This window comes from Mesorhizobium sp. M7A.F.Ca.US.007.01.2.1 (assembly GCF_003998165.1).
Classification (GTDB): domain Bacteria; phylum Pseudomonadota; class Alphaproteobacteria; order Rhizobiales; family Rhizobiaceae; genus Mesorhizobium; species Mesorhizobium ciceri.
The window spans coordinates 1-24090 of record NZ_RZQP01000019.1; the positions used below are offsets into that span (position 1 = coordinate 1).

Annotated in this window: 16 protein-coding genes and 1 pseudogene; 5 read left to right on the forward strand and 12 right to left on the reverse strand. The window is 62.9% G+C overall.

The features are described 5' to 3' along the window. Positions 1-845: pseudogene (locus tag EN949_RS05825) on the forward strand (hypothetical protein); the annotation flags it as partial. A 10-nt stretch (positions 846-855) separates the two neighbouring features. Here the strand turns inward: EN949_RS05825 and EN949_RS05830 are convergent. From EN949_RS05830 to EN949_RS05875, 10 genes are all read right to left on the reverse strand, one after another. Next, entirely contained in the window at positions 856-2478 is a 1623-nt protein-coding gene (locus tag EN949_RS05830; RefSeq protein WP_127366938.1) for an alpha-glucosidase family protein, read from the reverse strand. Next, a complete protein-coding gene (glgX, locus tag EN949_RS05835) occupies positions 2465-4480 on the reverse strand; it encodes a glycogen debranching protein GlgX (protein WP_127370876.1) in 2016 nt (671 codons plus the stop codon). The genes EN949_RS05830 and glgX overlap by 14 nt, the downstream gene beginning before the upstream one ends. Positions 4481-4679: 199 nt before the next feature. Continuing rightward, positions 4680-6308, reverse strand: coding sequence for an alpha-D-glucose phosphate-specific phosphoglucomutase (locus EN949_RS05840; RefSeq protein WP_127367291.1), 1629 nt, complete (start codon positions 6306-6308; stop codon positions 4680-4682). Between the two features lie 3 nt (positions 6309-6311). Then, entirely contained in the window at positions 6312-7757 is a 1446-nt protein-coding gene (glgA, locus tag EN949_RS05845) for a glycogen synthase GlgA (RefSeq protein WP_127370875.1), read from the reverse strand. Between the two features lie 3 nt (positions 7758-7760). After that, on the reverse strand, positions 7761-9026 hold the full coding sequence (glgC, locus tag EN949_RS05850) for a glucose-1-phosphate adenylyltransferase (protein WP_013532699.1): 1266 nt from the start codon (positions 9024-9026) through the stop codon (positions 7761-7763). Positions 9027-9078: 52 nt separating this feature from the next. Continuing rightward, a complete protein-coding gene (gene glgB, locus EN949_RS05855; protein ID WP_127370874.1) occupies positions 9079-11292 on the reverse strand; it encodes a 1,4-alpha-glucan branching protein GlgB in 2214 nt (737 codons plus the stop codon). Positions 11293-11400: 108 nt separating this feature from the next. Further along, a complete protein-coding gene (locus EN949_RS05860; protein WP_024503694.1) occupies positions 11401-13869 on the reverse strand; it encodes a glycogen/starch/alpha-glucan phosphorylase in 2469 nt (822 codons plus the stop codon). A 232-nt stretch (positions 13870-14101) separates the two neighbouring features. Continuing rightward, entirely contained in the window at positions 14102-14911 is an 810-nt protein-coding gene (locus EN949_RS05865; RefSeq protein ID WP_224621066.1) for an ATP-binding cassette domain-containing protein, read from the reverse strand. Continuing rightward, entirely contained in the window at positions 14887-15948 is a 1062-nt protein-coding gene (locus EN949_RS05870) for an ABC transporter permease (RefSeq protein ID WP_013532703.1), read from the reverse strand. The genes EN949_RS05865 and EN949_RS05870 overlap by 25 nt, the downstream gene beginning before the upstream one ends. A 159-nt stretch (positions 15949-16107) precedes the next feature. Continuing rightward, positions 16108-17124 (reverse strand): sugar ABC transporter substrate-binding protein, encoded by a 1017-nt coding sequence (locus tag EN949_RS05875; protein ID WP_024503693.1) that lies wholly within the window; start codon positions 17122-17124, stop codon positions 16108-16110. A gap of 228 nt (positions 17125-17352) precedes the next feature. On the opposite strand from EN949_RS05875, the gene EN949_RS05880 reads away from it, so the two are divergent. From EN949_RS05880 to EN949_RS05895, 4 genes are all read left to right on the forward strand, one after another. Beyond that, positions 17353-18579 carry an ROK family protein gene (locus EN949_RS05880; protein ID WP_024503692.1) on the forward strand — a complete coding sequence of 409 codons (1227 nt, stop codon included), beginning with the start codon at positions 17353-17355 and terminating at the stop codon, positions 18577-18579. Then, the gene (locus EN949_RS05885) at positions 18579-19025 is read left to right on the forward strand and encodes an RbsD/FucU domain-containing protein (protein ID WP_064995170.1); all 447 of its coding nucleotides are present in this window, start codon (positions 18579-18581) and stop codon (positions 19023-19025) included. Before EN949_RS05880 ends, EN949_RS05885 begins: the two co-directional genes overlap by 1 nt. Next, positions 19022-19945 (forward strand): carbohydrate kinase, encoded by a 924-nt coding sequence (locus EN949_RS05890; protein WP_063171709.1) that lies wholly within the window; start codon positions 19022-19024, stop codon positions 19943-19945. The genes EN949_RS05885 and EN949_RS05890 overlap by 4 nt, the downstream gene beginning before the upstream one ends. A 247-nt stretch (positions 19946-20192) precedes the next feature. Further along, entirely contained in the window at positions 20193-21335 is a 1143-nt protein-coding gene (locus EN949_RS05895) for a DegT/DnrJ/EryC1/StrS aminotransferase family protein (RefSeq protein WP_024503690.1), read from the forward strand. 14 nt (positions 21336-21349) lie between these two features. On the opposite strand, the gene cysQ is transcribed toward EN949_RS05895, so the two are convergent. Continuing rightward, on the reverse strand, positions 21350-22141 hold the full coding sequence (gene cysQ / locus EN949_RS05900; protein WP_164768101.1) for a 3'(2'),5'-bisphosphate nucleotidase CysQ: 792 nt from the start codon (positions 22139-22141) through the stop codon (positions 21350-21352). Positions 22142-22151: 10 nt separating this feature from the next. After that, positions 22152-24089, reverse strand: coding sequence for a sulfate adenylyltransferase subunit CysN (cysN, locus tag EN949_RS05905; RefSeq protein WP_024503688.1), 1938 nt, complete (start codon positions 24087-24089; stop codon positions 22152-22154). Position 24090 lies beyond the last annotated feature (1 nt).

A 24090-nucleotide genomic window follows, 5' to 3' on the forward strand; every position in this document is an offset into this window, starting at 1 on the left:
GACTGGCAAACGGTTCAAAACAGGTCGACGTCGCCCTCGGAGCCACCATTCCCGGGGTGCTGTCGACCACGCTCGCCATCGCCATCGGCGAACCGCCGCAATCCTCGCCATGGCTGGCGGTTGGAGAAGCCGGCACCGTGGTGCGCACCGCGCAAACGCGCATCAAGCTGCTGTTCACCCTTGGGGCCGGCAGTAATCCGAACCTGAGCGGCGGCATCAGCCTGCTGTCGGTCAGGTTGCCACTGAATGTCGAAGTGGCCTATGCCGAGGCCAAGCTGACCGACATCAGCTGCCCGACCGGACCCGACAGCTTGAAGGTGACCATTGCCGCCAAGCCTGGCGTCGCCGCGCTGAAACTTGCGGCCAGCGATACCGATAGCAACCCCACTGCCTTTGCCAATTTCAGCAACGAACAGTCGTTCTCCGACGCCAACATCGCGGATGCCAGCCTCAATCTGCTGCTGCTAAAAATCCCGCTGCTACAGGTGAAGGGTTCGGCTGGGGCCGACGTCACCAACGTCAACCCGACCAACCTGGTCTTCAATAAAACCGAGATCGCTGCCAAGATCATAAAGGCGACGCCAACACGGGACCTGACCCAGACGCTGACCGCGTCACTTGTCAACGATCTGTCGCTCTACGTCGGTCCGCTTGGCATCATCGGGCTTGACCTAACCGCCATACTCGGCGTCGTAAAGCAGCCGGTCTTAGCGCTCTTGAAAACCGTGACCGCACCAGTCGACACATTGCTTTACAGCCTGCTCGATACGCTCGGCGTGCATCTCGGCGTGGCCGATGTCCGGGTCACCGGCGCGACATGCGGACGTGCCGTGCTGGTGCAGTAACGTCGGGATATCAGTCGAGCCTGCCCAAAAAGGCTCCGAGCGCTGGCAGCAAAAGCTCAGTCTCGACGACCGCGGCATTGCCATCCAGCTGCGCAACCGCTCGGATGTCCCCCGGCAACGGCCAATTGGCCGGTCCTCCGGCGAAATTGAAGACACAGAGCAGTCTTTCACCGCCGCCGTCGCGGATGAAAGCGAGCAGGTCACCCTCGGCGTCGAGAAAGCGGATCGAGCCGGATATCAGCGCCTCATGCTCCCCGCGCAAGGCCAGCGCAGCCCGGTAGGACGCGAGCACAGAGACCGTGTCGGCATTCTGGACGTCGACGGCGCGAGCGCGATGGCTGGCCGGTATCGGCAGCCAGGGCCTGGCCGTGGAGAAGCCTGCATTGTCGGCGCCGGCCTCCCACACCATCGGCGTGCGGCACCCATCCCTGCCCTTGACGCCTGGCCAGAAGCGGATGCCGACGGGATCGCGCAGATCTTCATAGGCCAGCTCCGCCTCCTCCAGCCCGAGTTCCTCGCCCTCATAGAGGCAGATCGAGCCGCGCAGGCAGGCGAGCAGCATGATCGAGAATCTTGCGACCGCGTCGGGCTCGCTGTCCGGCCTTGTCCAGCGGCTGACATGGCGCGCCACGTCATGGTTGGAGAAGGCCCAGCAGACCCAGCCGTCGGAGACGGCCGCCTCGAAGGCTTCGACGCAGCCACGCACATGCGCAGCCGAGAACTGCGGACCGAGCAGGTCGAAGGTGTAACACATATGCAGCTTGTCGCCGCCTGAAGTGTAGGCCGCGAGCGTCTGCAGCGAGCGGCCTTCATCGCCGATCTCGCCGACGGCGGCGCGGTCGTCATATTCGTCGAGCAGCGCCCTGAAACGGCGCAGGAACGCCAGGTTTTCCGGCTGCGTCTTGTCGAACAGGTGCTCCTGGTAAAGGTAGGTGTTGGTCTCGCTGTTGGTGCCGGCGACGCTTGATGCCAAGGGTGGATTGCTGCGCAACCAGCGGTCGTGGACATAGTAATTGACCGTATCGAGCCGAAAACCGTCGACGCCGCGCTCCAGCCAGAAGCGCACAGTTTCCAGAAGCGCGTCCTGAACCTCCGGATTGTGGAAATTCAGATCGGGCTGCGAGGGGAGGAAATTGTGCATGTAATACTGCCGGCGGGTCGAATCCCATTCCCAGGCCGGGCCACCGAAGACGGAGAGCCAGTTGTTTGGCGCGCTGCCATCTGGCTTGCTATCGGCCCAGACATACCAGTCGGCTTTGGGGTTATCGCGGCTGGCGCGGCTTTCGACAAACCAGTCGTGCTTGTCGGATGAATGCGACAGCACCTGGTCGATGATGATCTTCAGGCCGAGACGATGCGCCTCGGCGACCAGCGCATCGAAATCCTCGAGCGTGCCGAATATCGGATCGACATCGCAGTAGTCCGACACGTCGTAGCCCATATCGGCCATCGGCGACTTGAAGAAAGGCGACAGCCAGATGGCGCCGACACCGAGCGAGGCGACATGGGCGAGCCTCGATGTGATACCGGCGAGATCGCCGCTGCCATCGCCGGTCGTGTCCTGGAAGGAGCGCGGATAGATCTGGTAGATGACGCAACCGCGCCACCATCCCTTCTTGTCACTCGCCGCCATTGCGCTTCTCCCTTGTGCCGGCCTGCGCTCGTTCGATCATGAAGATCATCGTCCGCCCGGATATTGGCCGCGAGATATCCGCCGCATCCGGCGCTTCGATAGCTGGGGCCCAGAAGAATCCGTCTCGTTCAGGCAAGGTGAACATCCAGGCCCGGCGATCGCCGTTGATAAGCACCGCAAGACGGCGGTCGTCATCGCTGGCGCCACTCAGGACCATGACAAGACGGTGCCGCTGCGGATCCTGCCAGCTCTGTTCATCGAGCGGCGCGCCCGTCTCAGCAAGCCATGCGACGTCCGGTATCTCCGAACCTGCCGGCGGCTGGCCGGTGAGGAAGCTTGTGTCGGAAAGCGCCGGCATCGATCGGCGCAGCCTCGAGAGTTCCGCCGTGTAGCGCTCCAGCGCCTGGTCGCGGCCGGCCCAGTCGAGCCAGGTGATCTCGTTGTCCTGGGCATAGGCGTTGTTGTTGCCTTGCTGGGTGCGGCCGAATTCGTCGCCCGCGGTCAGCATGATGGTGCCGCGCGAGGCAAACAGCGCGGCGAGCAGAGCGCGCTGGTCGTTCTGGCGAGCCGCTGCCACGGCCGGGTTGTCCGCATCACCTTCCACGCCGTTGTTCCAGGACAGGTTTTCATTGTGGCCGTCGCGGTTCTGCTCGCCATTGGCTTCGTTGTGCTTGCGCCCGTAGCGCACGATGTCGGCGAGCGTCATGCCGTCATGGGCGGCGATGAAATTGACACTGCGGCTGGCGCCTTGCCCGTTCGCGGCAAACACATCGGACGAACCGGCGAGCCGGGTCGCCAGGGCGCCGACCATGCCGGCGTCGCCACGCCAGAACCGTCTTACATCGTCGCGATACTTGTCGTTCCATTCGAGGAAAGGCGCTGGAAAATTGCCGAGCTGATAGCCGTCGGGGCCGATGTCCCACGGCTCGGCGATCAACACGCGATCGGCCAGCAGTGCGTCATCGCGCATCGCTCTCAGCAGCGGCGCCTCGGCATCGAATGTGCCCTCGACCCGCCCCAGAATGGGAGCGAGGTCGAAGCGGAAGCCATCGACACCGGCATCCCTGACGAAATGGCGAAGCGTGTCGAGGACCATTTCCTGGACCACAGGATGGTCGCAAGCGACCGTGTTGCCGGTACCGGTGTCGTTGGCCAGCCTGCCATCAGGTGTGTGCCGGTAGTAGGCCAGGTTGTCGAAGCCGCGCAGCGACAGCGTGGGACCAAGCCTGTCGCTCTCGCCGGTGTGGTTGAAGACGAGGTCGAGGATGACGCCGATACCAGCCTGGCGCAGCACAGCGACCGTGTTTCGCAGTTCCATGATGCCGCCCGGCGCAAGGCGCGGATCGAGGGCCATGAACGTCACGGGATTGTAGCCCCAGGCGTTTCGCAGCCCGAGCGGCGGCAAATGCCGCTCGTCGATCGACGCGGTCACCGGCATCAGTTCGACCGCGCCAACGCCGAGTTTTTTCAGGTGCTCGACGATCGTCGGTTGAGCAAGTGCGGCGACTGTTCCGCGCAATTTTTCGGGAACGTCCGAATGCAGCATGGTGAAGGCGCGCACCGGAATTTCGTAGACCAGGCCGCCGGCGCGGAAGAGCGGCGGCGCAGCCTGCACAGGCTTCGGTAGCGCAGCCGCGATCGCCTTCGGCATCAGCGACGCGGTATCGCCCCCCTCGCCCCGGCGATCGGCCAGCCGCCAGTCGTAGGCATAAGGCCTGTCAATCTCGACGGCGTAGGGATCGGTCAGCAATTTGTCGGGGTCGAACCACAGTCCATGCTCCGGCGCATAGTCCCCGTCGGCGCGGAAACCGTAGCGGGTTCCGGAGCCAAGACCTGCAACGAACAGCGCGTGGACGCCCTCGCCTTCCCGCTGCAGTTCGAGCCGTTCGATTTCCCGCATGCCCTGCTCGTCGAAGATCGAGACCCAAAGCCGACGGGCGGCCTGCGACCAGGCGGCAAAGCGGATGCCTTCGCGGGTGACTGTGGCGCCGAGCTGGGTCATGCCCGCGCCTCACCTTCTCCCCTGGCGGGAGAAGGTGGATCGGCGCGCAGCGCCGAGACGGATGAGGGGTGTTGGAAGGAACGCGGCGTTAGTGATCTGGACATCGGTTTGCGCCAAGCTGGAGCACCCCTCATCCGACCGAGCTTCGCTCGGCCACCTTCTCCCACAAGGGGAGAAGGTGAAACGCGCGCAGCCACTCTCAAGTGATCACGCTCGGCTTGGGGCGGCCGGTATGGCTGTGAATCCCGGCAATATCGTCAGCCGCGGCAATCAGATCGGCAAGGGCGGCCTGGGTGTCGAGATCGTGCCGAGACTTGTCCGGCTCGTAGCGCTCGATGTAGACGCGCAACGTCGCGCCCGACGTGCCGGTGCCGGACAGCCGAAAGACGACCCGCGAACCACCTTCGAACAGAACCCTGATGCCCTGATGCTCGCTGATCGAACCGTCGACCGGATCGTGATAGGCAAAATCGTCGGCGCTGGCGATTTTCAGGCCGCGCACGCTGGTGCCAGGCAGCGAGCCGAGCTTGGCACGCAGTTCGTCGACCAGCGCGTTGGCGCGGTCGCTCTCGACCTCTTCATAATCGTGCCGCGAATAGTAGTTGCGACCGTAGGTCGCCCAGTGCTCGGTGACGATCTGCTTGCAGCTTTCGCCACGCGCGGCAAGGATGTTGAGCCACAAAAGCACCGCCCACAGGCCGTCCTTTTCGCGGACATGGTTGGAGCCGGTGCCGGCACTCTCCTCGCCGCAGATCGTCGCCATGTCGGCATCGAGCAGATTGCCGAAGAATTTCCAGCCGGTCGGCGTCTCATAGATGCCGACGCCGAGTTTTTCAGCAACGCGATCGGCCGCGCCACTGGTCGGCATCGAGCGTGCAATGCCTTTCAAACCGGCCTTGTAGCCGGGCGCCAGACGCGCATTGGCGGCGAGCATGGCGACCGAATCCGACGGGGTGACGAAAATGCCCTTGCCGATGATCAGATTGCGGTCGCCATCGCCATCCGAGGCGGCACCGAAATCCGGCGCGTCCGGTCCCATCATCTCGTCATAGAGGTGTTTGGCGTGGACAAGGTTCGGGTCCGGATGGTGGCCGCCGAAATCCGGCAGCGGCTTGAAATTGCGGCAGGTGCCATTGGGCGCGCCAAGCCGGTTTTCCAGGATCTCCTTGGCGTAGGGACCGGTCACCGCGTGCATGGCGTCGAAGCGCATGCGGAAGCCGGACTTGAAGAGTTTGCGCAGGGCGTCGAAATCGAACAGGCTTTCCATCAGCTCGGCATAGTCCACGACCGGATCGATGATCTCGACCGTCATGCCGGCGGCCTTGACCGTGCCTGTTGTGTCGATGTCGATCGGATCGATATCGGCGATCTTGAAGCTCGAAATCGCCTTGGTCTTTTCGAAGATCGCGTCGGTAAGCTTTTCCGGCGCCGGGCCGCCATTGCCGGCATTGTACTTGATGCCGAAATCCTCATGCGGGCCGCCCGGATTGTGGCTGGCCGACAGGATGATGCCGCCAAAGGTCTTGTATTTGCGGATGACATGCGAAGCGGCTGGCGTCGACAGGATGCCGCCCTGCCCGACCATCACCTTGCCGAAGCCGTTGGCGGCTGCGATGGCGATGGCCTTCTGGATGACCTCGCGGTTGTAGAAGCGGCCGTCGCCACCGATCACCAGGGTCTTGCCCTTGAAACCGTCGAGCGCGTCGAAGATCGACTGGATGAAATTCTCGGCATAGTGCTCCTGCTGAAAGACAGGCACCTTCTTGCGCAGGCCCGACGTGCCGGGCTTCTGGTCGGAATAAGGCTTGGTGGGAACGGTCCGTATCATGCTTCAGGCAACCCTTTTCGAAAGCAGCGAACGATAGAGTTCGACGTATTTTTCGGCGCTCTTGTCCCACGACACATCGGCTTTCATGCCCTGGCGCTGCAGCGATTCCCAGACCGTCGGACTGGCATGGGCGTCGACGAGGCGGCGGATAGCGTGCAGGAGGGCGCCGCCATTGTTGGGCGCGAACTGGAAGCCGGTAGCGACGCCGGCAGAGACGGCAGCCTCATTGGCGTCGATGACCGTGTCGGCGAGGCCGCCGGTGCGCGCGACCACCGGCACGCAGCCATAGCGCAGGCCGTAAAGCTGCGTCAGCCCGCACGGTTCGAAGCGCGAGGGAATGACGATGGCGTCGCAGCCGCCCTGCATGATGTGCGACAGCCCCTCGTCGTAGCCGACGACGACGCCGATGCGGCCGCGATGCCGGGCGGCAGCGGCAAGCAGCGCGCCTTCGAGACCGGCATCGCCCGATCCCAGGATGGCGAGCCGCGCACCCGTCGCGACAATGCCGTCGACCACCAACGCCAATATGTCCATGCCCTTTTGCCAGGTCAGGCGGCTGACCACGCAGACGATCGGGCTGTCATCGCGCTCAAGGCTGAAGCGGTCCTCCACGGCAATCCTGTTGGGCGCGCGGGCCTTCAGCGTGCTGGCCGTGTAGTTGGACACCAGATGCTTGTCGGTTTCCGGATCCCAGATGCCGGTGTCGATGCCGTTGACGATGCCATGGAGATCGCTGGAGCGCATGTTGATGAGGCCGTCGAGGCCCATGCCGAATTCGGGCGAGCGGATTTCCTGCGCGTAGGTCGGACTGACCGTGGTGATCGCCCAGGCGGCCTGCAGGCCCGCCTTGAGGAAGCCGACACCACCATAATATTCGACGCCGTCGAGCGCCATCGCCGCCGCCGGCAAGCCAAGCTCGCCGAAAATGCCGGCGCCGAACTGGCCCTGGAAGGCGAGGTTGTGGACGGTCATCATCGAAGGCACGCCGACCGCCTTGCCATAGCGCATATAGGCCAGCGTCATCGCCGACTGCCAGTCATGGGCGTGCACGATGTCGGGCTGGTAGCCCGAGATGGCGCCGCCGGCGATGTCGCCGCCGACCTGGCTCAACGCCGCGAAACGCCGCCAATTGTCTGGCCAGTCGACGCCAGTCGCATTGCCATAGGGGCCGCCGGGACGGTCGAACAGATGCGGCGCATCGAGCACGAACAGTTCGAGCCCGGCGAGTTGGACGGAATGGACGGAGGCCTTGCCGCCCTGCAGCAAGGGGTATTGCAGAACCGCCCGCTTTTTCTTGAAGGCAGCCATGACGGTCGGAAAGCCGGGCATGAGCGTGCGCACGGTCACGCCCTTGGCCGCCAAGGCAATGGGCAGCGCGCCGGTCACGTCGGCAAGCCCACCGGTCTTGATGAGCGGGAAAATTTCCGGCGTGACCGACAGAACCTGCATGCGTCAGAGCCCCAGCTTGTCGATCATGTCCTGGGTGACCAGGCAGATGCCCTTTTCGGAAACGCGGAAGCGCTTGGCGTCGAGAATAGGATCTTCGCCGACCACCAGCCCTTCCGGTATCCTAACACCATGGTCGATGACCACGCGCTTCAACTTTGCGTTCCGGCCGACATGAACGTCGGGCAGCATGACGACTTCTTCGAGCGTCGAATAGGAATTAATGCGCGCGCCGGTGAAGATCAGGCTTTTTTTCAGCGAAGCCCCCGAGACGATGCAATCGCCCGAAACCAGCGAAGACACAGCCGAACCGCGGCGGCCATCCTCGTCATGCACGAACTTTGCCGGCGGCTTCAATTCGGCATAGGTCCAGATCGGCCAGTCGCGGTCGTAGAGGTCGAGCTCCGGCGTGATATCGGTCAGGTCTATATTGGCTTCCCAATAGGCGTCGACCGTTCCGACATCGCGCCAGTAGGCCTCGTTCTCGGCGGTCGAACGGACGCAGGACTTGGCGAAGCGGTGCGCGATCGCCTTACCGTGCTGGACGATATAGGGGATGATGTCCTTGCCGAAGTCGCGGCTCGACCCCGGCTCGGCCGCATCGCGGCGCAACTGCTCCATCAGAAACTTGGTCTTGAAGACGTAAATGCCCATCGAGGCCAAGGCAAACTCCGGCTTATCGGGAATGCCGGGCGGATCGGCGGGCTTTTCGACGAAGGCGATGATGTTGTCCTTGCCATCGACATGCATGACGCCGAAGCCGGTGGCTTCCATGCGCGGCACTTCGAGGCAGCCAACGGTGACGTCGGCATTGGCGTCGACGTGCTGGCGAAGCATCATCTCGTAGTCCATCTTGTAGATGTGGTCGCCAGCCAGGATGACCATGTATTCGGGTCCGTAGGCCTCGATGATGTCGATGTTCTGATAGACGGCGTCAGCCGTGCCCTCATACCACTGCGTTTCCGAGACGCGCTGGCTGGCCGGCAGGATGTCGAAGCTTTCGTTTCGCTCGGGGCGCAGGAAGTTCCAGCCGCGCTGCAGATGACGGATCAGCGAATGCGCCTTGTACTGGGTGGCAACGCCGAGGCGTCGAATGCCGGAGTTAAGCGCGTTGGAGAGCGCGAAGTCGATGATGCGCGTCTTGCCGCCGAAATAGACGGCCGGCTTGGCACGCCGGTCGGTCAGTTCCTTGAGGCGGCTGCCACGGCCGCCGGCCAATACATAGGCCATGGCATCGCGCGCCAGCGGCTGGGTCCGTTTCAAGTCTGCCATTTCTACCCTCCCAAGTTACTCGATCTCGACATGTTACTCAGTGTCGATGGGTTCAGTCGGCGACGAGCTCGAGCATGATCGTGGACAGCGGCGGCAAGAGCATCGTCGCGGCGATGCTTCCTTCCTCCGCCCGCGCCTCGACCATGCCGCCATTGCCCTTGCCGGAACCGCCATATTCAGAAGCGTCGGTGTTGATGATCTCGCGCCATTTGCCTGATGTCGGCAACGGCACGCGATAATTATCGCGCGGCACCGGCGTGAAATTGGAAATGACGGCCACCGGGCTGCCGCCCGGCGCACTGCGCAGCCAGGCAAAAACCGAATTCTGGCTGTCGTCGACGATCAGCCAGGAAAACCCTTCCGGTTCGCAGTCGCGGCCATGCAGCGCCGGGCGCGAACGGTAGAGATAGTTGAGATCGCGCACCGTCTGCCAGACGCCGCGATGCGGCCGGAATTCAAGCAGGTTCCAGTCGAGCGCGCGCGCCTCGCTCCATTCGCGGCGCTGCCCGAACTCCTGCCCCATGAAAAGCAGCTTCTTGCCGGGATAGCCCCACATGAAAGCGTAGTAGGCACGCAGCGTCGCAAACTTCTGCCAGTCGTCGCCGGCCATCTTGCCGAGCAACGTGCCTTTGCCGTGCACGACCTCGTCATGCGAGAGCGGCAGCACGAAATTCTCCGAGAAGGCGTAGGTCAGGCCGAAGGTGAGGTCGTTGTGGTGGTGTTTTCGGAAGATCGGCTCCTTGGAGAAATACTCCAGCGTGTCGTGCATGAAGCCCATATTCCACTTGAAGCCGAAGCCGAGGCCGCCTTCATGCACCGGTGCCGAGACCTTCGGCCATGAGGTCGATTCCTCGGCGATGGTCATGACGCCCGGATGATGGCCGTAGACCTCCTTGTTCATCTTCTGCAGGAAGCTGACCGCCTCGAGATTCTCGCGGCCGCCCTTCTCGTTGGGGATCCATTCGCCGGCTTTGCGCGAATAGTCGAGGTAGAGCATCGAGGCGACCGCGTCGACGCGCAAACCGTCGACATGGTATTTCTCGGCCCAGAACAGCGCATTGTTGACCAGGAACGACACCACCTCGCGGCGGCCGAAATTGTAGATCGCGGTGTTCCAGTCGGGATGAAAACCCTTGCGCGGATCGGCATGTTCATAGAGCGCGGTGCCATCGAAATTGGCCAGGCCATGCGCGTCGACCGGGAAATGTGCCGGCACCCAGTCGAGGATGACGCCGACGCCGGCGCGGTGGGCGCCATCGACGAAACGGGCAAAGCCGTCCGGGTCGCCAAAGCGGGCCGACGGCGCGTAAAGGCCGGTCGTCTGGTAGCCCCAGGACGGGTCGTAGGGATGTTCAGAGATCGGCATGAATTCGATGTGGGTGAAACCGGTCTCGACCACATAGGGGATCAGCCGGTCGGCCAACTCGTCCCATGACAGGAACGTTCCGTCGTCGCGAAGCTGCCAGGAGCCGGCATGGACCTCGTAGATCGAGATGGCTTCTCGCCGGTGATCGGCATTGCGCCAGAAATTGCGATGCGCCTCGTCGCCCCACTCGTGCGCCGGCGGCACCGCCACGACCGAAGCAGTAGCCGGACGCAGTTCGGATTTGAAGGCGAACGGGTCGGCCTTCAGCGGCAGCCTCACACCATCGGGGCCGATGATCTCGTATTTGTAGGGTCGTCCGGCACCGATGTCGGGTACGAACAGTTCCCAGATGCCGGTGTCGCGGCGGTCTCGCATGGTGTGCCGGCGGCCGTCCCACTCGTTGAAGTCGCCGACCACAGAGACGCGCCGCGCATTGGGAGCCCAGACGGCGAAATGCACTCCGGTGGCGCCTTCGTGATCGATGACATGGGCGCCGAGTTTGTCGAACAGCCTTAGATGCGAGCCTTGGGCGATGTAGTAATCGTCCATCGGGCCCAGCACCGGACCGAACGAATAGGGATCGGTCAGCCACCAGTCGCCGCCGGCGTTCCTGGCATGATAGCGCAGGGGTTGCCGCTTCTTGATCGAGAGCTTGCCTTCGAAAAAGCCGCCATCGTCGCGCCTGGACAATTCACCCGCGATGGTGCCGGTCAGCGTGTAGGCGGTGACGAATTCGGCATTCGGAACAAAGCACCGGGCATACAGGCTCTTGCCGACCTCATGGACACCAAGGACGGCGAAGGGATCTCCGTGCGTGCCGGCAACAATCGCCGCGACATCGCCGGCTGGCGCCAGTCCATCCGGCCCGCTTGTCGCAGCGGTCGCGCGCGGCTTCTTCATCAGGCAGTGTCCCTCCCCGGGCACCAAGTGTTTGTTTCTAGTGATGTAAATCCAACATTCAAATTCACATCACCGGGACCACATTGTTTGCGGCCTCATGCAATCACATCAGACGGGCACGTTCCAGATTTCTTTCGCATATTGGCGGATCGTGCGATCGGAGGAGAACCAGCCGACACGCGCAACGTTGCGGATTGCCCGGGCGTACCAGTCGGGACTGTTGCGCCAGACCGCATCGACCTCGCGCTGGGCGGCGGCATAGGCATCGAAATCGGCGGCAACCATGAACCAGTCGCTGTTGTAGAGACCGTTGATGAGATCGCGGTAACGCTCCGGATCGTCCGGCGAGAAGACGCCTGACGAAACAGCCGCAACCGCTTGCGCCAGCTCAGGCGAGCCTTCGATGACGGCGCGCGGATCGTAGCCGTTGTTGCGCCGCTCGGCGACCTCGGCGGTGGTCAGGCCGAAGATGAAGATGTTGTCGTCGCCGACGCATTCCTTGATCTCGACATTGGCGCCGTCGAGCGTGCCGATGGTCAGCGCACCGTTCAGCGCGAACTTCATGTTGCCGGTGCCCGACGCTTCCATGCCGGCGGTCGAGATCTGTTCGGACAGATCGGCGGCCGGCATCATGATCTCGGCAAGGCTGACATTGTAGTTCGGCACGAACACCACCTTCAGCAGACCGCGCACGGCCGGATCGCGGTTGATGACCTTGGCGACATCGTTGGCGAGTTTGATGATCAGCTTGGCATTGTGGTAGCTGGGCGCCGCCTTGCCGCCGAAGAATTTCACGCGCGGCATCCAGTCGCGCTCGGGATGCGAGCGGATCTGGTCGTAGAGGGCGATCGCCTCGAGGATATTCAGAAGCTGGCGCTTGTATTCATGGATACGCTTGATCTGGATGTCGAAAAGCGCCGAGGGATCGACCTTGATGCCGAGCCGGTCGGCGACGAGGTTGGCCAGCCGCGCCTTGTTGGCTCGCTTGACGGCGGCGAACTTGTCGCGAAAGGCGGCATCGCCGGCGAAACCGTCGAGATCCTTGATGGCGTCGATGTCATCGAGAAAGCGGTCGCCGATCGCCTCGCGGGCAAGCGACGTCAGCCCGGGATTACACTGGATCAGCCAGCGCCGCGGCGTGATGCCGTTGGTCTTGTTGTTGATGCGATCGGGATAGAGCTTGTGCAGATCGGCGAACACCGTCTCCTTCATCAGGTCGGTGTGAAGCGCCGAAACGCCGTTGATCGAGTGCGAACCGACAAAGGCCAGATTGCCCATGCGCACCCGGCGGTCGCCATTTTCCTGGATCAGCGAGATGCGGCCGATCTGCTCGTCCGAGAACTGGTTGGACGCACGCGCCTCCAGAAGCACTTCAGCGTTGATGGCATAGACGATCTGCATGTGGCGCGGCAAAAGCCGCTCGAACAGCGGCACCGGCCAGCTTTCCAGCGCCTCGGGCAGCAGCGTGTGGTTGGTGTAGCCGAAGGTGCGCTGGGTGATGTCCCAGGCCTGATCGAAGTCCATGCCGTGGACGTCCATCAACAGGCGCATCAACTCCGGCACAGCGATGGCCGGATGGGTGTCGTTCAGGTGGATCGCAGCCTTGTCGGGCAAGGACTTCAGGTCGCCATATTGGCTGAGATGGCGCTGGACGATGTCCTGCAGCGATGCGGTGGAGAAGAAATATTCCTGCCGAAGCCGCAGTTCCTGCCCGGCCTTGTGGGAATCGGCGGGATAGAGCACGCGCGACAAGGCATCGGCCTTGTTGCTTTCGGCGAGCGCGCCGATGTGGTCGCCGGCATTGAACTTGTCGAGCAGGATCGGATCGACCGGCATGCCCGACCAGAGCCGCAGCGTGTTGACGCGGTTGGCCCGCCAGCCGACGACGGGCGTATCATAGGCGACGGCCAGCACATGCTCGGTCGGCTTCCAGACATGGCGTTCGAGGCGGCCGTCCTTGGAGGTGATCGATTCCACCGAACCGCCGAAACCGACCTCGAACGAGCGCTCACGGCGTTCGAATTCCCACGGGTTGCCGTGATCGAGCCAGGTTTCAGGCAATTCGACCTGCCAGCCGTCGTGAATCTCCTGGCGGAACATGCCGTTGGCGTAGCGGATGCCGTAGCCATGCGCGGGAATGTCGACGGTCGCCATGCTTTCCATGAAGCAGGCCGCAAGCCGCCCGAGGCCGCCATTGCCAAGTGCGGCATCCGGCTCGAGTGCGGCGATGAGATCGAGATCGACGCCCAGGGACGACAGGGCCTCGCGCATGTTGTCCATCAGGCCGAGATTGGAGAAGGCATCGCGCATCAGGCGGCCGATGAGGAACTCCAGAGACAGATAATAGACGCGTTTTTCCTTCTGATCGTACGCCTCCTTCGTCGCCTGCATCCAGCGATCGACGATCCGGTCGCGCACGACCTTGATCGAGGCGGTCAGCCAGTCGTACTGGGTCGCAACGGTGGTATCCTTGCCGACCCGGTATTTGAGGGCCACCAAGACTTCACGTGCGAGTGTCTTGGGATCAGGATTTTCGAGCAGTGGAGGAAGGGGTTCGGATGTCATCGCGCTCGTCATGATGCCTCTCGTGCGGTTGCCATGATCATACCGGCTTTCATCGCTCCTCCCAGCCCATGCTAGCTGATACCGCTATATATTCAATCGATTTAAACATGCCCGAACCGGCATGCCCCCTGCGGCAATTTGGCAATTCGCAAGTGTGACGCGCCAAGACGGTCGCGCGACGCGCTTCAAATTCCTGTTCCGTGCTTGCCGTGCCGCCAACCCTCCAGCACTTGGGCGACATGTATCAGGCCGCCAGCGCTGCCTCGGGCGGAACCTTTGCTCCGGTCATGAAGGCCACGGCATCGGACATCGTATATTGCTTGGGATCGATGACGCAGAGGCGACGGCCGAGCCGGTGGATGTGAATGCGGTCGGCCACTTCGAAGACATGCGGCATGTTGTGCGAGATCAGCACGATCGGCAGGCCGCGCTTCTTGACGTCGAGGATCAACTCGAGTACGCGGCGGCTTTCCTTGACGCCAAGGGCGGCCGTCGGCTCGTCCATGATCACCACACGACTGCCGAAGGCGGCCGCGCGCGCCACCGCAACGCCCTGCCTCTGGCCGCCCGAGAGCGTTTCCACAGCCTGGCTGATGTTCTGGATGGTCATCAGGCCAAGCTCGGTAAGCTTGTCGCGGGCGCGCTTTTCCATCGCCGGACGGTCGAGCATACGCAGCCAATCGCCCAGAAAACCCGGTTTGCGGATCTCGCGGCCAAGGAACATGTTATCGGCGATCGAGAGCGCCGGCGACAGTGCCAGATTCTGGTAGACGGTCTCGATGCCGGCTTCGCGTGCCTCCATCGGCGATTTGAAGGCGACGGGTTTGCCTTCAAGCCGGATCTCGCCTTCGTCGGGCACGGCCGCGCCGGAAATCGCCTTGATGAGCGACGACTTGCCGGCGCCGTTGTCGCCGATGACGGCGAGGATTTCGCCGGGATAAAGGTCGAAGTCGGCATTGTCGAGGGCGGTGACACGGCCATAGCGCTTGATCAGGCCACGCGCAGTGAGGATGGGTTCCTGGGTCATGGTCATGCCGACACCTTTCTGATCCATTGGTCGACTGCCACGGCGCCGATGATCAGCACACCGGTGAGCAGCACCTTCCATTGCGGATCGGCGCCCAGCATGTTGAGGCCCATGGAAACGACGCCGACGATCATCGCGCCGAACAGCGTGCCCAGGATGGAGCCGCGTCCGCCGAAGAGGGAAATACCGCCGATCACCGTCGCGGTGATGGCCTGCAGATTGTAGTCGGTGACGGCAGCCGACGGCGAGATCGAGCCGTTGCGGCCGATGGAGACCCAGGCCGCGAAAGCGGCGATCAGGCCGGCCAAGGTGTAGACCGTCATCAACACCTTCTTGGTCTGGATGCCCGACAGCTTCGCCGCCTCCTGGTCATCGCCAACGGCGTAGACATGGCGGCCCCACGCCGTGTGATTGAGCACGTACCAGAGGATCATCACGAGCAGGACCGTGGCAATGACGCCGAGCGTCAGCACCGCAGTGCCGACCTTGAAACTGATGGCAAAGAGATGCAGCAGCGGCGCCTGGGTATCGACGTCGGTGTCGCGGATCGTCTCGTTGGCCGAATAGATGAAGTTCGTGGCCATGACGATGTTCCAGGTGCCAAGCGTCACGATGAAGGGTGGTAGCTTCATGTAGGCGACAAGCACCCCGTTGAGCAGCCCGCAGGCGGCGCCGGCGGCAAGCCCGATCGCCACTGCGAGCGCGCTCGGCATGCCGTAGGAGACCGCGCAATTGCCCATGATCACCGCTGAAATCACCATGATCACACCAATCGACAGGTCGATGCCTGCGGTCAGGATGACCAATGTCTGCGCAGCCCCCAGAATGCCGATGATGGCGATCTGCTGCAGGATAAGCGTCAGCGTGTAGGACGAAAAGAAACGCCCACCGATGGTGATGCCGAAGACGATGATCGCCAGAACCAGGACGATCAGCGGCACCGCGGCCGGCGTCGAATGCAAGAAATGCTGGATACGCTTGACGGCCGATTTGTGCTCGTCAAAAGCAGCAACGCTGGTGTCGCTGCTCGAGAGAACCTTCTCGAATTCCTGAGCTTGAGCCATGTTTTCTCCCCGTAGGCTTCAGCCAAACGCCGACGCCAGTCCACGCCTTTCCGGTCTGCTGCCGGGATTGTTCGCGGTCACGCGAGCCATCGTCCACCCGAAGCAGCCGGGGATCAAGCCCCGACCGCTCAGGTTCCTTGGATGCCGGTCAGAACGGCATCAGCCCCAGCACTTGGCGAGGCCTTCCTTGGTGTCGATGGACTTGACGCCGGTGGCCGGCTTGTCGGTCACCAGGTTGACGCCGGTGTCGAAGAAGTTCTTGCCTTCGGTCGGCTTCGGCTTGGTTCCGTCCTTGGCAAAAGCGGCGATCGCCTCGATGCCGAGTGCAGCCATCTGCAGCGGGTATTGCTGCGAAGTGGCGCCGATGACACCTTCGGCCACCGACTTCACGCCGGGGCAGCCGCCGTCGACGGAAACGATCAGCACCTGGCTTTCGAGGCCGACAGCCTTGAGCGCCTGGTAGGCGCCGACAGCGGCGGGCTCGTTGATGGTGTGGATGACGTTGATGGTGTTGTCCTTCTGCAGGAGGTTCTCCATCGCCTTGCGGCCGCCCTCTTCGTTGCCGTTGGTGACGTCATGGCCGACGATGCGCGGATCGGTCTCGTCGCCGATCTTGTTGGGATCTTTTACATCGATGCCGTAGCCCATCATGAAGCCCTGGTCGCGCAGCACGTCGACAGTCGGCTGCGAAGGCGTCAGGTCAAGGAAGCCGATCTTGGCGTCCTTGGCCTTGTCGCCCAGCGTGGCGGCGGCCCAGGCCCCGATCAGCTTGCCTGCTTCGAGATTGTCCGTCGCGAAGGTCGCATCGGCGGCGTCGATCGGATCGAGCGGCGTGTCGAGCGCGATCACCAGCAGGCCGGCATCACGCGCCTTCTTCACGGTCGGCACGATGCCCTTGGTGTCGGATGCGGTGATCAGGATACCCTTGGCGCCGTCGGCGATGCAGCTTTCGATCGCCGCGACCTGGCTCTCGCTGTCGCCGTCGATCTTGCCGGCATAGGTCTTGAGGTCGACGCCGAGCTCCTTGGCCTTCGCGGTCGCGCCTTCCTTCATCTTGACGAAGAAGGGATTGGTGTCGGTCTTGGTGATCAGGCAGGCGCCGACACCGGCGGCGGATGCGGACGAGGCAAACGCCATCAGCCCCAGAGCCGCGGCGGCAAACACGGTCGATTTCAACAATTTTGTATTGGTCACGATTTTCCTCCCAGTGGAACCATTCCGATGCCGGCCAACCGGCACCTGCAGCGCATCCAACGAAATTCTCCCAGCGTGGACGCTGCCTTAACAGACACCAGGCCGAAGCCCCTGTCAATAATTAAATCACTCTTATTTATTATTGACAGCATTGCTTCGTTCACCCATTCTGGCCCAAAAGCATTGAGGGGAAACGACGGGAGGAACAGGGTGGAAACGGCCATTGCGAGGCACGGTTCGCCCGAGGTGAATGACAGCCTCATTCACCGCGGCACCAACCAGAGCGGCATGCGCGACCACAATGAGCGGTTGGTGCTGTCGCTGGTGCGTCAACACGGCAGCCTTGCAAAATCCGACATCGCCCGCATGACCGGACTTTCGGCGCAGACGGTTTCGGTCATCATGCGCGAGTTGGAGGAAGAAAGCCTCCTGCTGCGTCAGGCGCCGTTGCGCGGCAAGATCGGCCAGCCTTCCATCCCGATGGCGCTCAATCCCGAAGGCGCTTTCTTCATCGGCCTGAAGATCGGCCGCCGCAGCGCTGAACTGGTGTTGATCGATTTCCTTGGCAATGTCCGTTCGATGCTGCAGCATTCCTATCGCTACCCGGCGCCGCGCGAGACGGTGGACTTCGTCAGCAACGGCATGCGGCAGATGCGCGGCGAGCTCACGCCCGCGCAAGACAAGCGCATCGCCGGGCTGGGCATCGCCATGCCGTTCGAATTGTGGAACTGGGCCGATACCGCCGGCGCCCCGCGCGACGTGATGGACGAATGGCGTCACCGCGACATCAGGGCCGACATCCAGGCGCAATGCGATTTTCCGGTTTATTTGCAGAACGATGCCACGTCGGCCTGCGGCGCCGAACTCGTCTTCGGGCAGGCGGGCGCTGCGCGTGACTTCGTCTATTTCTATATCGGCGCCTTCGCCGGTGGCGGCATTGTGCTGAACGGCCGGCTTTTCGGCGGCCCGACCGGCAATGCCGGAGCGCTCGGCTCCATGCCCGTGCCCGGGCCGGACGGCAAGCCGACCCAACTGATCGATGTCGCTTCCATCGCCATGCTCGAAAAGGCGCTCAATGCGCGCGGCATCGAGGCCTCGCATCTGTGGACCTCGCCGGAAGACTGGGGCGAGATCGGACCCGAACTCGACGGCTGGATCGCCAGCGCCTCAAGGGCGCTCGCTTACGCCATCGTCGCCGCATCCTCGATCATCGATTTCGAAGCGGCGGTGATCGACGGCTGGATGCCGAAGGCGGTGCGCCGCCAGCTGGTCGACGCCATCATTGCGGCAATCGCCACGATCGACGGCGAAGGCTTGAAGCTGCCCGCCATTCGCGAGGGAACCGTCGGTATCCATGCCCGGGCGCTCGGCGGCGCCAGCCTGCCACTTTCCGAACGCTTCCTGATCGGCTCGACGACGATTTCCAGGAGCGCCTGATGCTGATCGGAATTCCGGCGCTGCTCGGTCCGGAGCTTCTGGCGATCCTGCGCGGCATGGGCCATGGCGACGAAATCGCCCTTGTCGACGGAAACTATCCGGCGGAACAGCAGGCAACCCGGTTGGTACGCGCCGATGGCCACCCTCTTATCCCGGTACTCGATGCGATATTGAGTATCCTGCCTGTCGATGACGCCGTGCCGGAGGCGCTGTTTCGCGCCTCGGTCCGAGGCGATCCCTCGCTTGCCGATCCTGTCCATCATGAGATCGAAGCGATCTGCGCCAAACGGGCGCCAGGCCGCAAGGTGGTTGCGCTGGCCGGCGCCGACTTCTATGCACGGGTCAAATCGGCGCATGCCATCGTCGCGACAAGCGAGCCGCGGCTCTACGCCAACATCATCATACGCAAGGGCGTGATCTATCCGCCGGAGACCAAGAAGCCATGATCCTCTGCTGCGGCGAAGCCCTGATCGACATGCTGCCGCGCACGACGACAGCGGGCGAGCCGGCCTTTGCGCCTTATGTCGGCGGCGCCGTGTTCAACACGGCAATCGCACTTGGCCGGCTCGGCGCGCCGGCCGGCTTCTTTTCCGGCCTGTCGTCGGATCTGTTCGGCGGCCAATTCCGGGATGCGCTTGGGGCGAGCAAGGTCAGTTCCACCTATGCACACACCTCGCCACGGCCAACCACGCTGGCCTTCGTCAAGCTTACCAACGGTCAGGCGACGTACACTTTCTATGACGAGAACACTGCCGGACGCATGCTGACGATCGACGATTTGCCGCAGCTCGGCAACGAGATCGAAGCCATGCTGTTCGGCGCCATCAGCCTGATTTCCGAGCCCGCCGGCAGTGCCTATGAAGAGTTCATGCGGCGCGAGCATGAAAGCCGCGTCATGATGCTCGACCCCAACATCCGGCCGAACTTCATCCCGGACAAGGCCAAGCACCTCAAGCGCATTCGCACCATGATGGCGATGGCCGACATCGTGAAACTGTCGGACGAAGACCTGAACTGGTTCGGCGAAGCCGGCTCGCATGAGGATGTCATCCGCAACTGGCTGGACCGCGGTCCGAAGCTGATCGTCGTCACCCATGGCGGCGAAGGCGCGATCGGCTACAGCAAGGAGCACGCCGTCACGGTGATGCCCGAAAGGGTCGAGGTGGTCGACACGGTCGGCGCCGGCGACACGTTCAACGCCGGCATCCTCGCCTCGCTGCATGAGCAAGGCCTGCTGACGAAGGCGGCGATTTCCGGACTGTCGGAAGACGCCATCCGTAAGGCGCTGGCGCTCGGCGCGAAGGCGGCGGCAGTGACCGTGTCGCGGGCCGGCGCCAATCCACCCTGGCGACATGAAATCGCCTGAGCAACGCTCAACATAAGTTGAGCCCAATCGATCACTTTATGTTTCGCAGGGGCTCTTTCCAAGGCTATAAGGGCGGGATGGCGCCCGACGAAGCCCGGATTTCCGGCATCTGACTGACATTCGCCGGGAAAACTGGTAACGGACTGCGACACTTCCGCAATTTAGGGCTCCGCCTGCCCGGCTTTCTCGGCAAGCGCAACTCTGGTACCAGCGGCCGATTATCTGGCTAACCCATTTTGAGGCCGACATGCAGTTCATCGATCTAGGCGCGCAGCGCGAACGAATCCGCGACCGGCTGAAGGCCGCGATCGACCGTGTCGTCGACGAGGGCCGCTATATTCTTGGCCCGCAAGTCACCGAATTCGAGAACAAGCTTGCCGCCTATATCGGTACCAAGCATGTCGTGGCCTGCGCCAACGGCACCGACGCGCTGCTGTTGCCGCTGTTTGCAGCCGGCGTCGGCCCGGGTGACGCGGTGTTCGTGCCGAGCTTCACGTTTGCCGCCACCGCCGAAGTGGTGGCGCTGGCCAAGGCCGAGCCGGTGTTCGTCGATGTCGACCCGCACAGCTACAACATCGACATTGCCAGCCTCGAAGCGGCCATTGCCATGATCAAGAAGGAAGGAAGGCTGAAGCCGAAGGCAATCATTCCCGTCGATCTGTTTGGCCTTGCCGCCGATTACGAGGCGATCATGGCGATCGCCAACCGCGAAGGCCTGATGGTGATCGAGGATGCCGCCCAGTCGATGGGCGGTTCGCTCGACGGCAAGATGTGCGGCTCCTTCGGTGCGGTCGGCTCGACCAGCTTCTATCCGGCAAAACCGCTTGGCTGCTACGGCGACGGCGGCGCGATGTTCACCAATGACGATGCGCTGGCCGAACAGCTTCGCTCGTTCGCCTTTCATGGCAAGGGCGAGACGCAGTACGACAATGTCCGCGTCGGCATCAATTCGCGGCTCGACACGATACAGGCGGCGATCCTCATCGAGAAGCTGGCCATTCTCGAAGACGAGATGGTCGCCCGGCAGGTCGTGGCAAAGCGCTATGCCGATGGGCTTGGCGACGTCGTTACCGCCGCCCGCAATCTGGACGGCAGCCGTTCGGCCTGGGCGCAATACGCTATCGAGACGCCGAAGCGCGACGGGCTGAGGGCGCATCTCGGCGAAAAGGGCATTCCGTCTGTCATCTACTATGTGAAGCCGCTGCATGCCCAGGTCGCTTATCGCGACTATCCGCGTACGCCGACCGGCCTTGCCGTTTCGGAAGACCTGCCGAAGCGGATCCTGTGCCTGCCGATGCACCCTTATCTCAGCGAAGCCGACCAGGACCGCATCATCGAGACGATCCGCAACTATATAGGCTCGAATTCGGCGCAGGCAGCGGCCGAGTAAGCTACCGGGCCTTCTCAGGCGGGGCGGACCCCTGCCCCGCCGCTGGCAATGAAATGCGGATTGGCGAAATCCTCGTCGTCACTTTGCCGGCGCTTCCCATAGACCAGAGGCTGGCCATCGAGCGTGCGCGTCATGCCACCGGCGGCGCGCAGGATGGCGTCGCCTGCCGCCGTGTCCCATTCCATGGTGCGGCCGAAGCGCGGATAGACATCAGCCTCGGCACTGGCGAGAAGGCAGAATTTCAAGGACGAACCGACCGAGACGATTTCGGCGGCACCAAGGTCGCGAATATAGGCCTCGGTTTCCGGCGTGTTGTGGGAACGGCTGGCGACGACGGCCAGAGGCGCCACGGCCGTTCTCACCGAGATCGGCCGGCGGCCGACGATCTGGTAGCCGCCATCGATTTCGAGAGATTCCGCCCTTCCCGGCAGGCCGGAAAAGAAGCGGCCCGTGCAGGGCGCAAAGACGACGCCGACTTCCGGCACGCCATCGCGAACCAGCGCTATGTTGACGGTGAAATCGGTGCGGCGGTTGACGAATTCCTTGGTGCCGTCGAGCGGATCGATCAGGAAGAAAGCCCCATTTAGGTCGGGCGGCACGATACCGGCGGAAGCTTCTTCCTCGGCCACGCAGGGGATATCGGGAAATGCGGCACGCAGTCCGGCGAGAATGATCTTTTCGCTCTCGCGGTCCGCCTCGGTCACCGGCGAGGCGTCGGACTTGCGGTCAACCGCACAGCCGGCGTGGAACACGCGCATCACCTCGCGCCCGGCCGACAAGGCCAGGCGCTCGAAGATTTCGAGCATCAGCCTGTCGTCAGATGCCGCCGCCGCTATCGTATTGGTCTTCGGCAATGTCGCGCTCGTTCAGCCAGTGTTCCAGGGCGTCGACCATCTCTTCGGCCGATTTGCCGAGTGTCTGCAGATGGATCTCCGGGGTTTCCGGCGCTTCATAAGGGGAATCGACGCCGGTGAAATTCTTGATCTCGCCATTCAGCGCGCGCGCATAGAGGCCCTTCGGATCACGCCTGGCGCATTCCTCGAAGGGCGTATCGACGAACACCTCGACGAATTCTCCGTCGGCCATCAATTCACGTGCCATGCGCCGCTCGGCGCTGAACGGCGAAATGAACGAAACAATGACGATCAACCCGGCATCGGCCATCAAACGCGCCACCTCGGCGACGCGGCGGATGTTCTCGACGCGATCGGCATCGGTAAAGCCAAGATCGCGATTGAGACCGTGACGGACGTTGTCGCCGTCGAGGATATAAGTATGACGGCCGGTGGCGAACAGCTTCTTTTCGAACAGGTTGGCGATGGTCGACTTGCCGGATCCCGACAGCCCGGTGAACCAGAACACGGCGGGCCGCTGGTTCTTCATGTCGGCGCGCACGCGCTTGCCGACATCGAGCGACTGCCAATGGATGTTTTCGGCGCGGCGCAGCGAGTGCAGGATCATGCCGGCGCCGACCGTGGCGTTGGAGATGCGGTCGATCAGGATGAAGGCGCCGGTTGTGCGGTTTTCGGCGAAGGGATCAAAGGCGATCGGCGTCCGCGTCGAGATGTTGCAGATGCCGACTTCGTTCATTTCGAGCGACTTGGCCGCTTCATGGGCAAAGTCGTTGACGTTGATCCGGTATTTCAGATCGGTGACGGTGGCGCTGGTCTGGTCGGTCTCGGTGCGCAGGATGTAGGAGCGGCCCGGCAGCAGCGCATGCTCGTCGAACCAGACGATGTTGGCGGCGAACTGGTCGGCGACCTGCGGCCGTGCGGCAGGCGAAACCAGCATGTTGCCGCGCGAGATTTCGACTTCGTCGTCGAGGACGAGCGTGACGGCCTGTCCGGCAGCCGCCTGGGCGAGATCGCCGCCATACGAGACGATCCGCTTGACGCGCGAGGATTTGCCCGACTTGGCGACGACGACCTCGTCGCCGGGCGCAACCGAGCCGGAAGCGACCGTGCCGGCAAAGCCGCGAAAGTCGAGATTGGGACGATTGACATACTGGACCGGGAAACGGAACGGCAGTTCGACCATCGCTTGGTCGACCGACACGGTTTCGAGATGCTCGATCAGCGTTGGGCCGGAATACCATTCCATGCTTTCCGACCGACGGCTGACATTATCGCCATAACGGGCCGACATCGGGATCGGCACAATGGTCTGGAAGCCGAGATCGCGCGAGAATTGCCCGTAGTCTTCGACGATCCGGTCGAAAACCGTCTGATCGAAATCGACAAGATCGATCTTGTTGACGGCCAGCACGACGTGGCGGATGCCGAGCAGCGAGGCGATGATCGAATGTCGCCTTGTCTGGCGAAGCACACCCTGCCGGGCATCGATCAGCACGATCGCCAGGTCGGCGGTCGAGGCGCCGGTGGCCATGTTGCGGGTGTATTGCTCGTGACCAGGTGTGTCGGCGACGATGAATTTGCGCTTCGGCGTGGCAAAGAAACGGTAGGCGACGTCGATGGTGATGCCTTGCTCACGCTCGGCCTCGAGGCCGTCGACCAGCAGTGCGAAATCGATGTCGTCGCCCGTCGTGCCATGCTTGCGCGAATCGCGTTCGAGCGCGGCGAGCTGGTCCTCGAAAATCTGCTTGGTGTCGGACAGCAGGCGCCCGATCAGCGTCGACTTGCCGTCATCGACCGAGCCGCAGGTCAGGAAGCGCAGCAGCGACTTCTTCTCCTGCGCCGCCAGATAGTCGCGAACGCCGTCGGTGGGGGCGAGGCTCTTTGCCATGATGTGGCGCATG

Coding starts and splice junctions, on each gene's coding strand:
- EN949_RS05830 (WP_127366938.1), bottom strand. CDS start 2,478: ATGGCGGCGAGTGACAAGAAGGGATGGTGGCGCGGTTGCGTCATCTAC.
- glgX (WP_127370876.1), bottom strand. CDS start 4,480: ATGACCCAGCTCGGCGCCACAGTCACCCGCGAAGGCATCCGCTTTGCC.
- EN949_RS05840 (WP_127367291.1), bottom strand. CDS start 6,308: ATGATACGGACCGTTCCCACCAAGCCTTATTCCGACCAGAAGCCCGGC.
- glgA (WP_127370875.1), bottom strand. CDS start 7,757: ATGCAGGTTCTGTCGGTCACGCCGGAAATTTTCCCGCTCATCAAGACC.
- glgC (WP_013532699.1), bottom strand. CDS start 9,026: ATGGCAGACTTGAAACGGACCCAGCCGCTGGCGCGCGATGCCATGGCC.
- glgB (WP_127370874.1), bottom strand. CDS start 11,292: ATGAAGAAGCCGCGCGCGACCGCTGCGACAAGCGGGCCGGATGGACTG.
- EN949_RS05860 (WP_024503694.1), bottom strand. CDS start 13,869: ATGACGAGCGCGATGACATCCGAACCCCTTCCTCCACTGCTCGAAAAT.
- EN949_RS05865 (WP_224621066.1), bottom strand. CDS start 14,911: ATGGATCAGAAAGGTGTCGGCATGACCATGACCCAGGAACCCATCCTC.
- EN949_RS05870 (WP_013532703.1), bottom strand. CDS start 15,948: ATGGCTCAAGCTCAGGAATTCGAGAAGGTTCTCTCGAGCAGCGACACC.
- EN949_RS05885 (WP_064995170.1), top strand. CDS start 18,579: ATGCTGATCGGAATTCCGGCGCTGCTCGGTCCGGAGCTTCTGGCGATC.
- EN949_RS05890 (WP_063171709.1), top strand. CDS start 19,022: ATGATCCTCTGCTGCGGCGAAGCCCTGATCGACATGCTGCCGCGCACG.
- EN949_RS05895 (WP_024503690.1), top strand. CDS start 20,193: ATGCAGTTCATCGATCTAGGCGCGCAGCGCGAACGAATCCGCGACCGG.
- cysQ (WP_164768101.1), bottom strand. CDS start 22,141: ATGCTCGAAATCTTCGAGCGCCTGGCCTTGTCGGCCGGGCGCGAGGTG.
- cysN (WP_024503688.1), bottom strand. CDS start 24,089: ATGCGCCACATCATGGCAAAGAGCCTCGCCCCCACCGACGGCGTTCGC.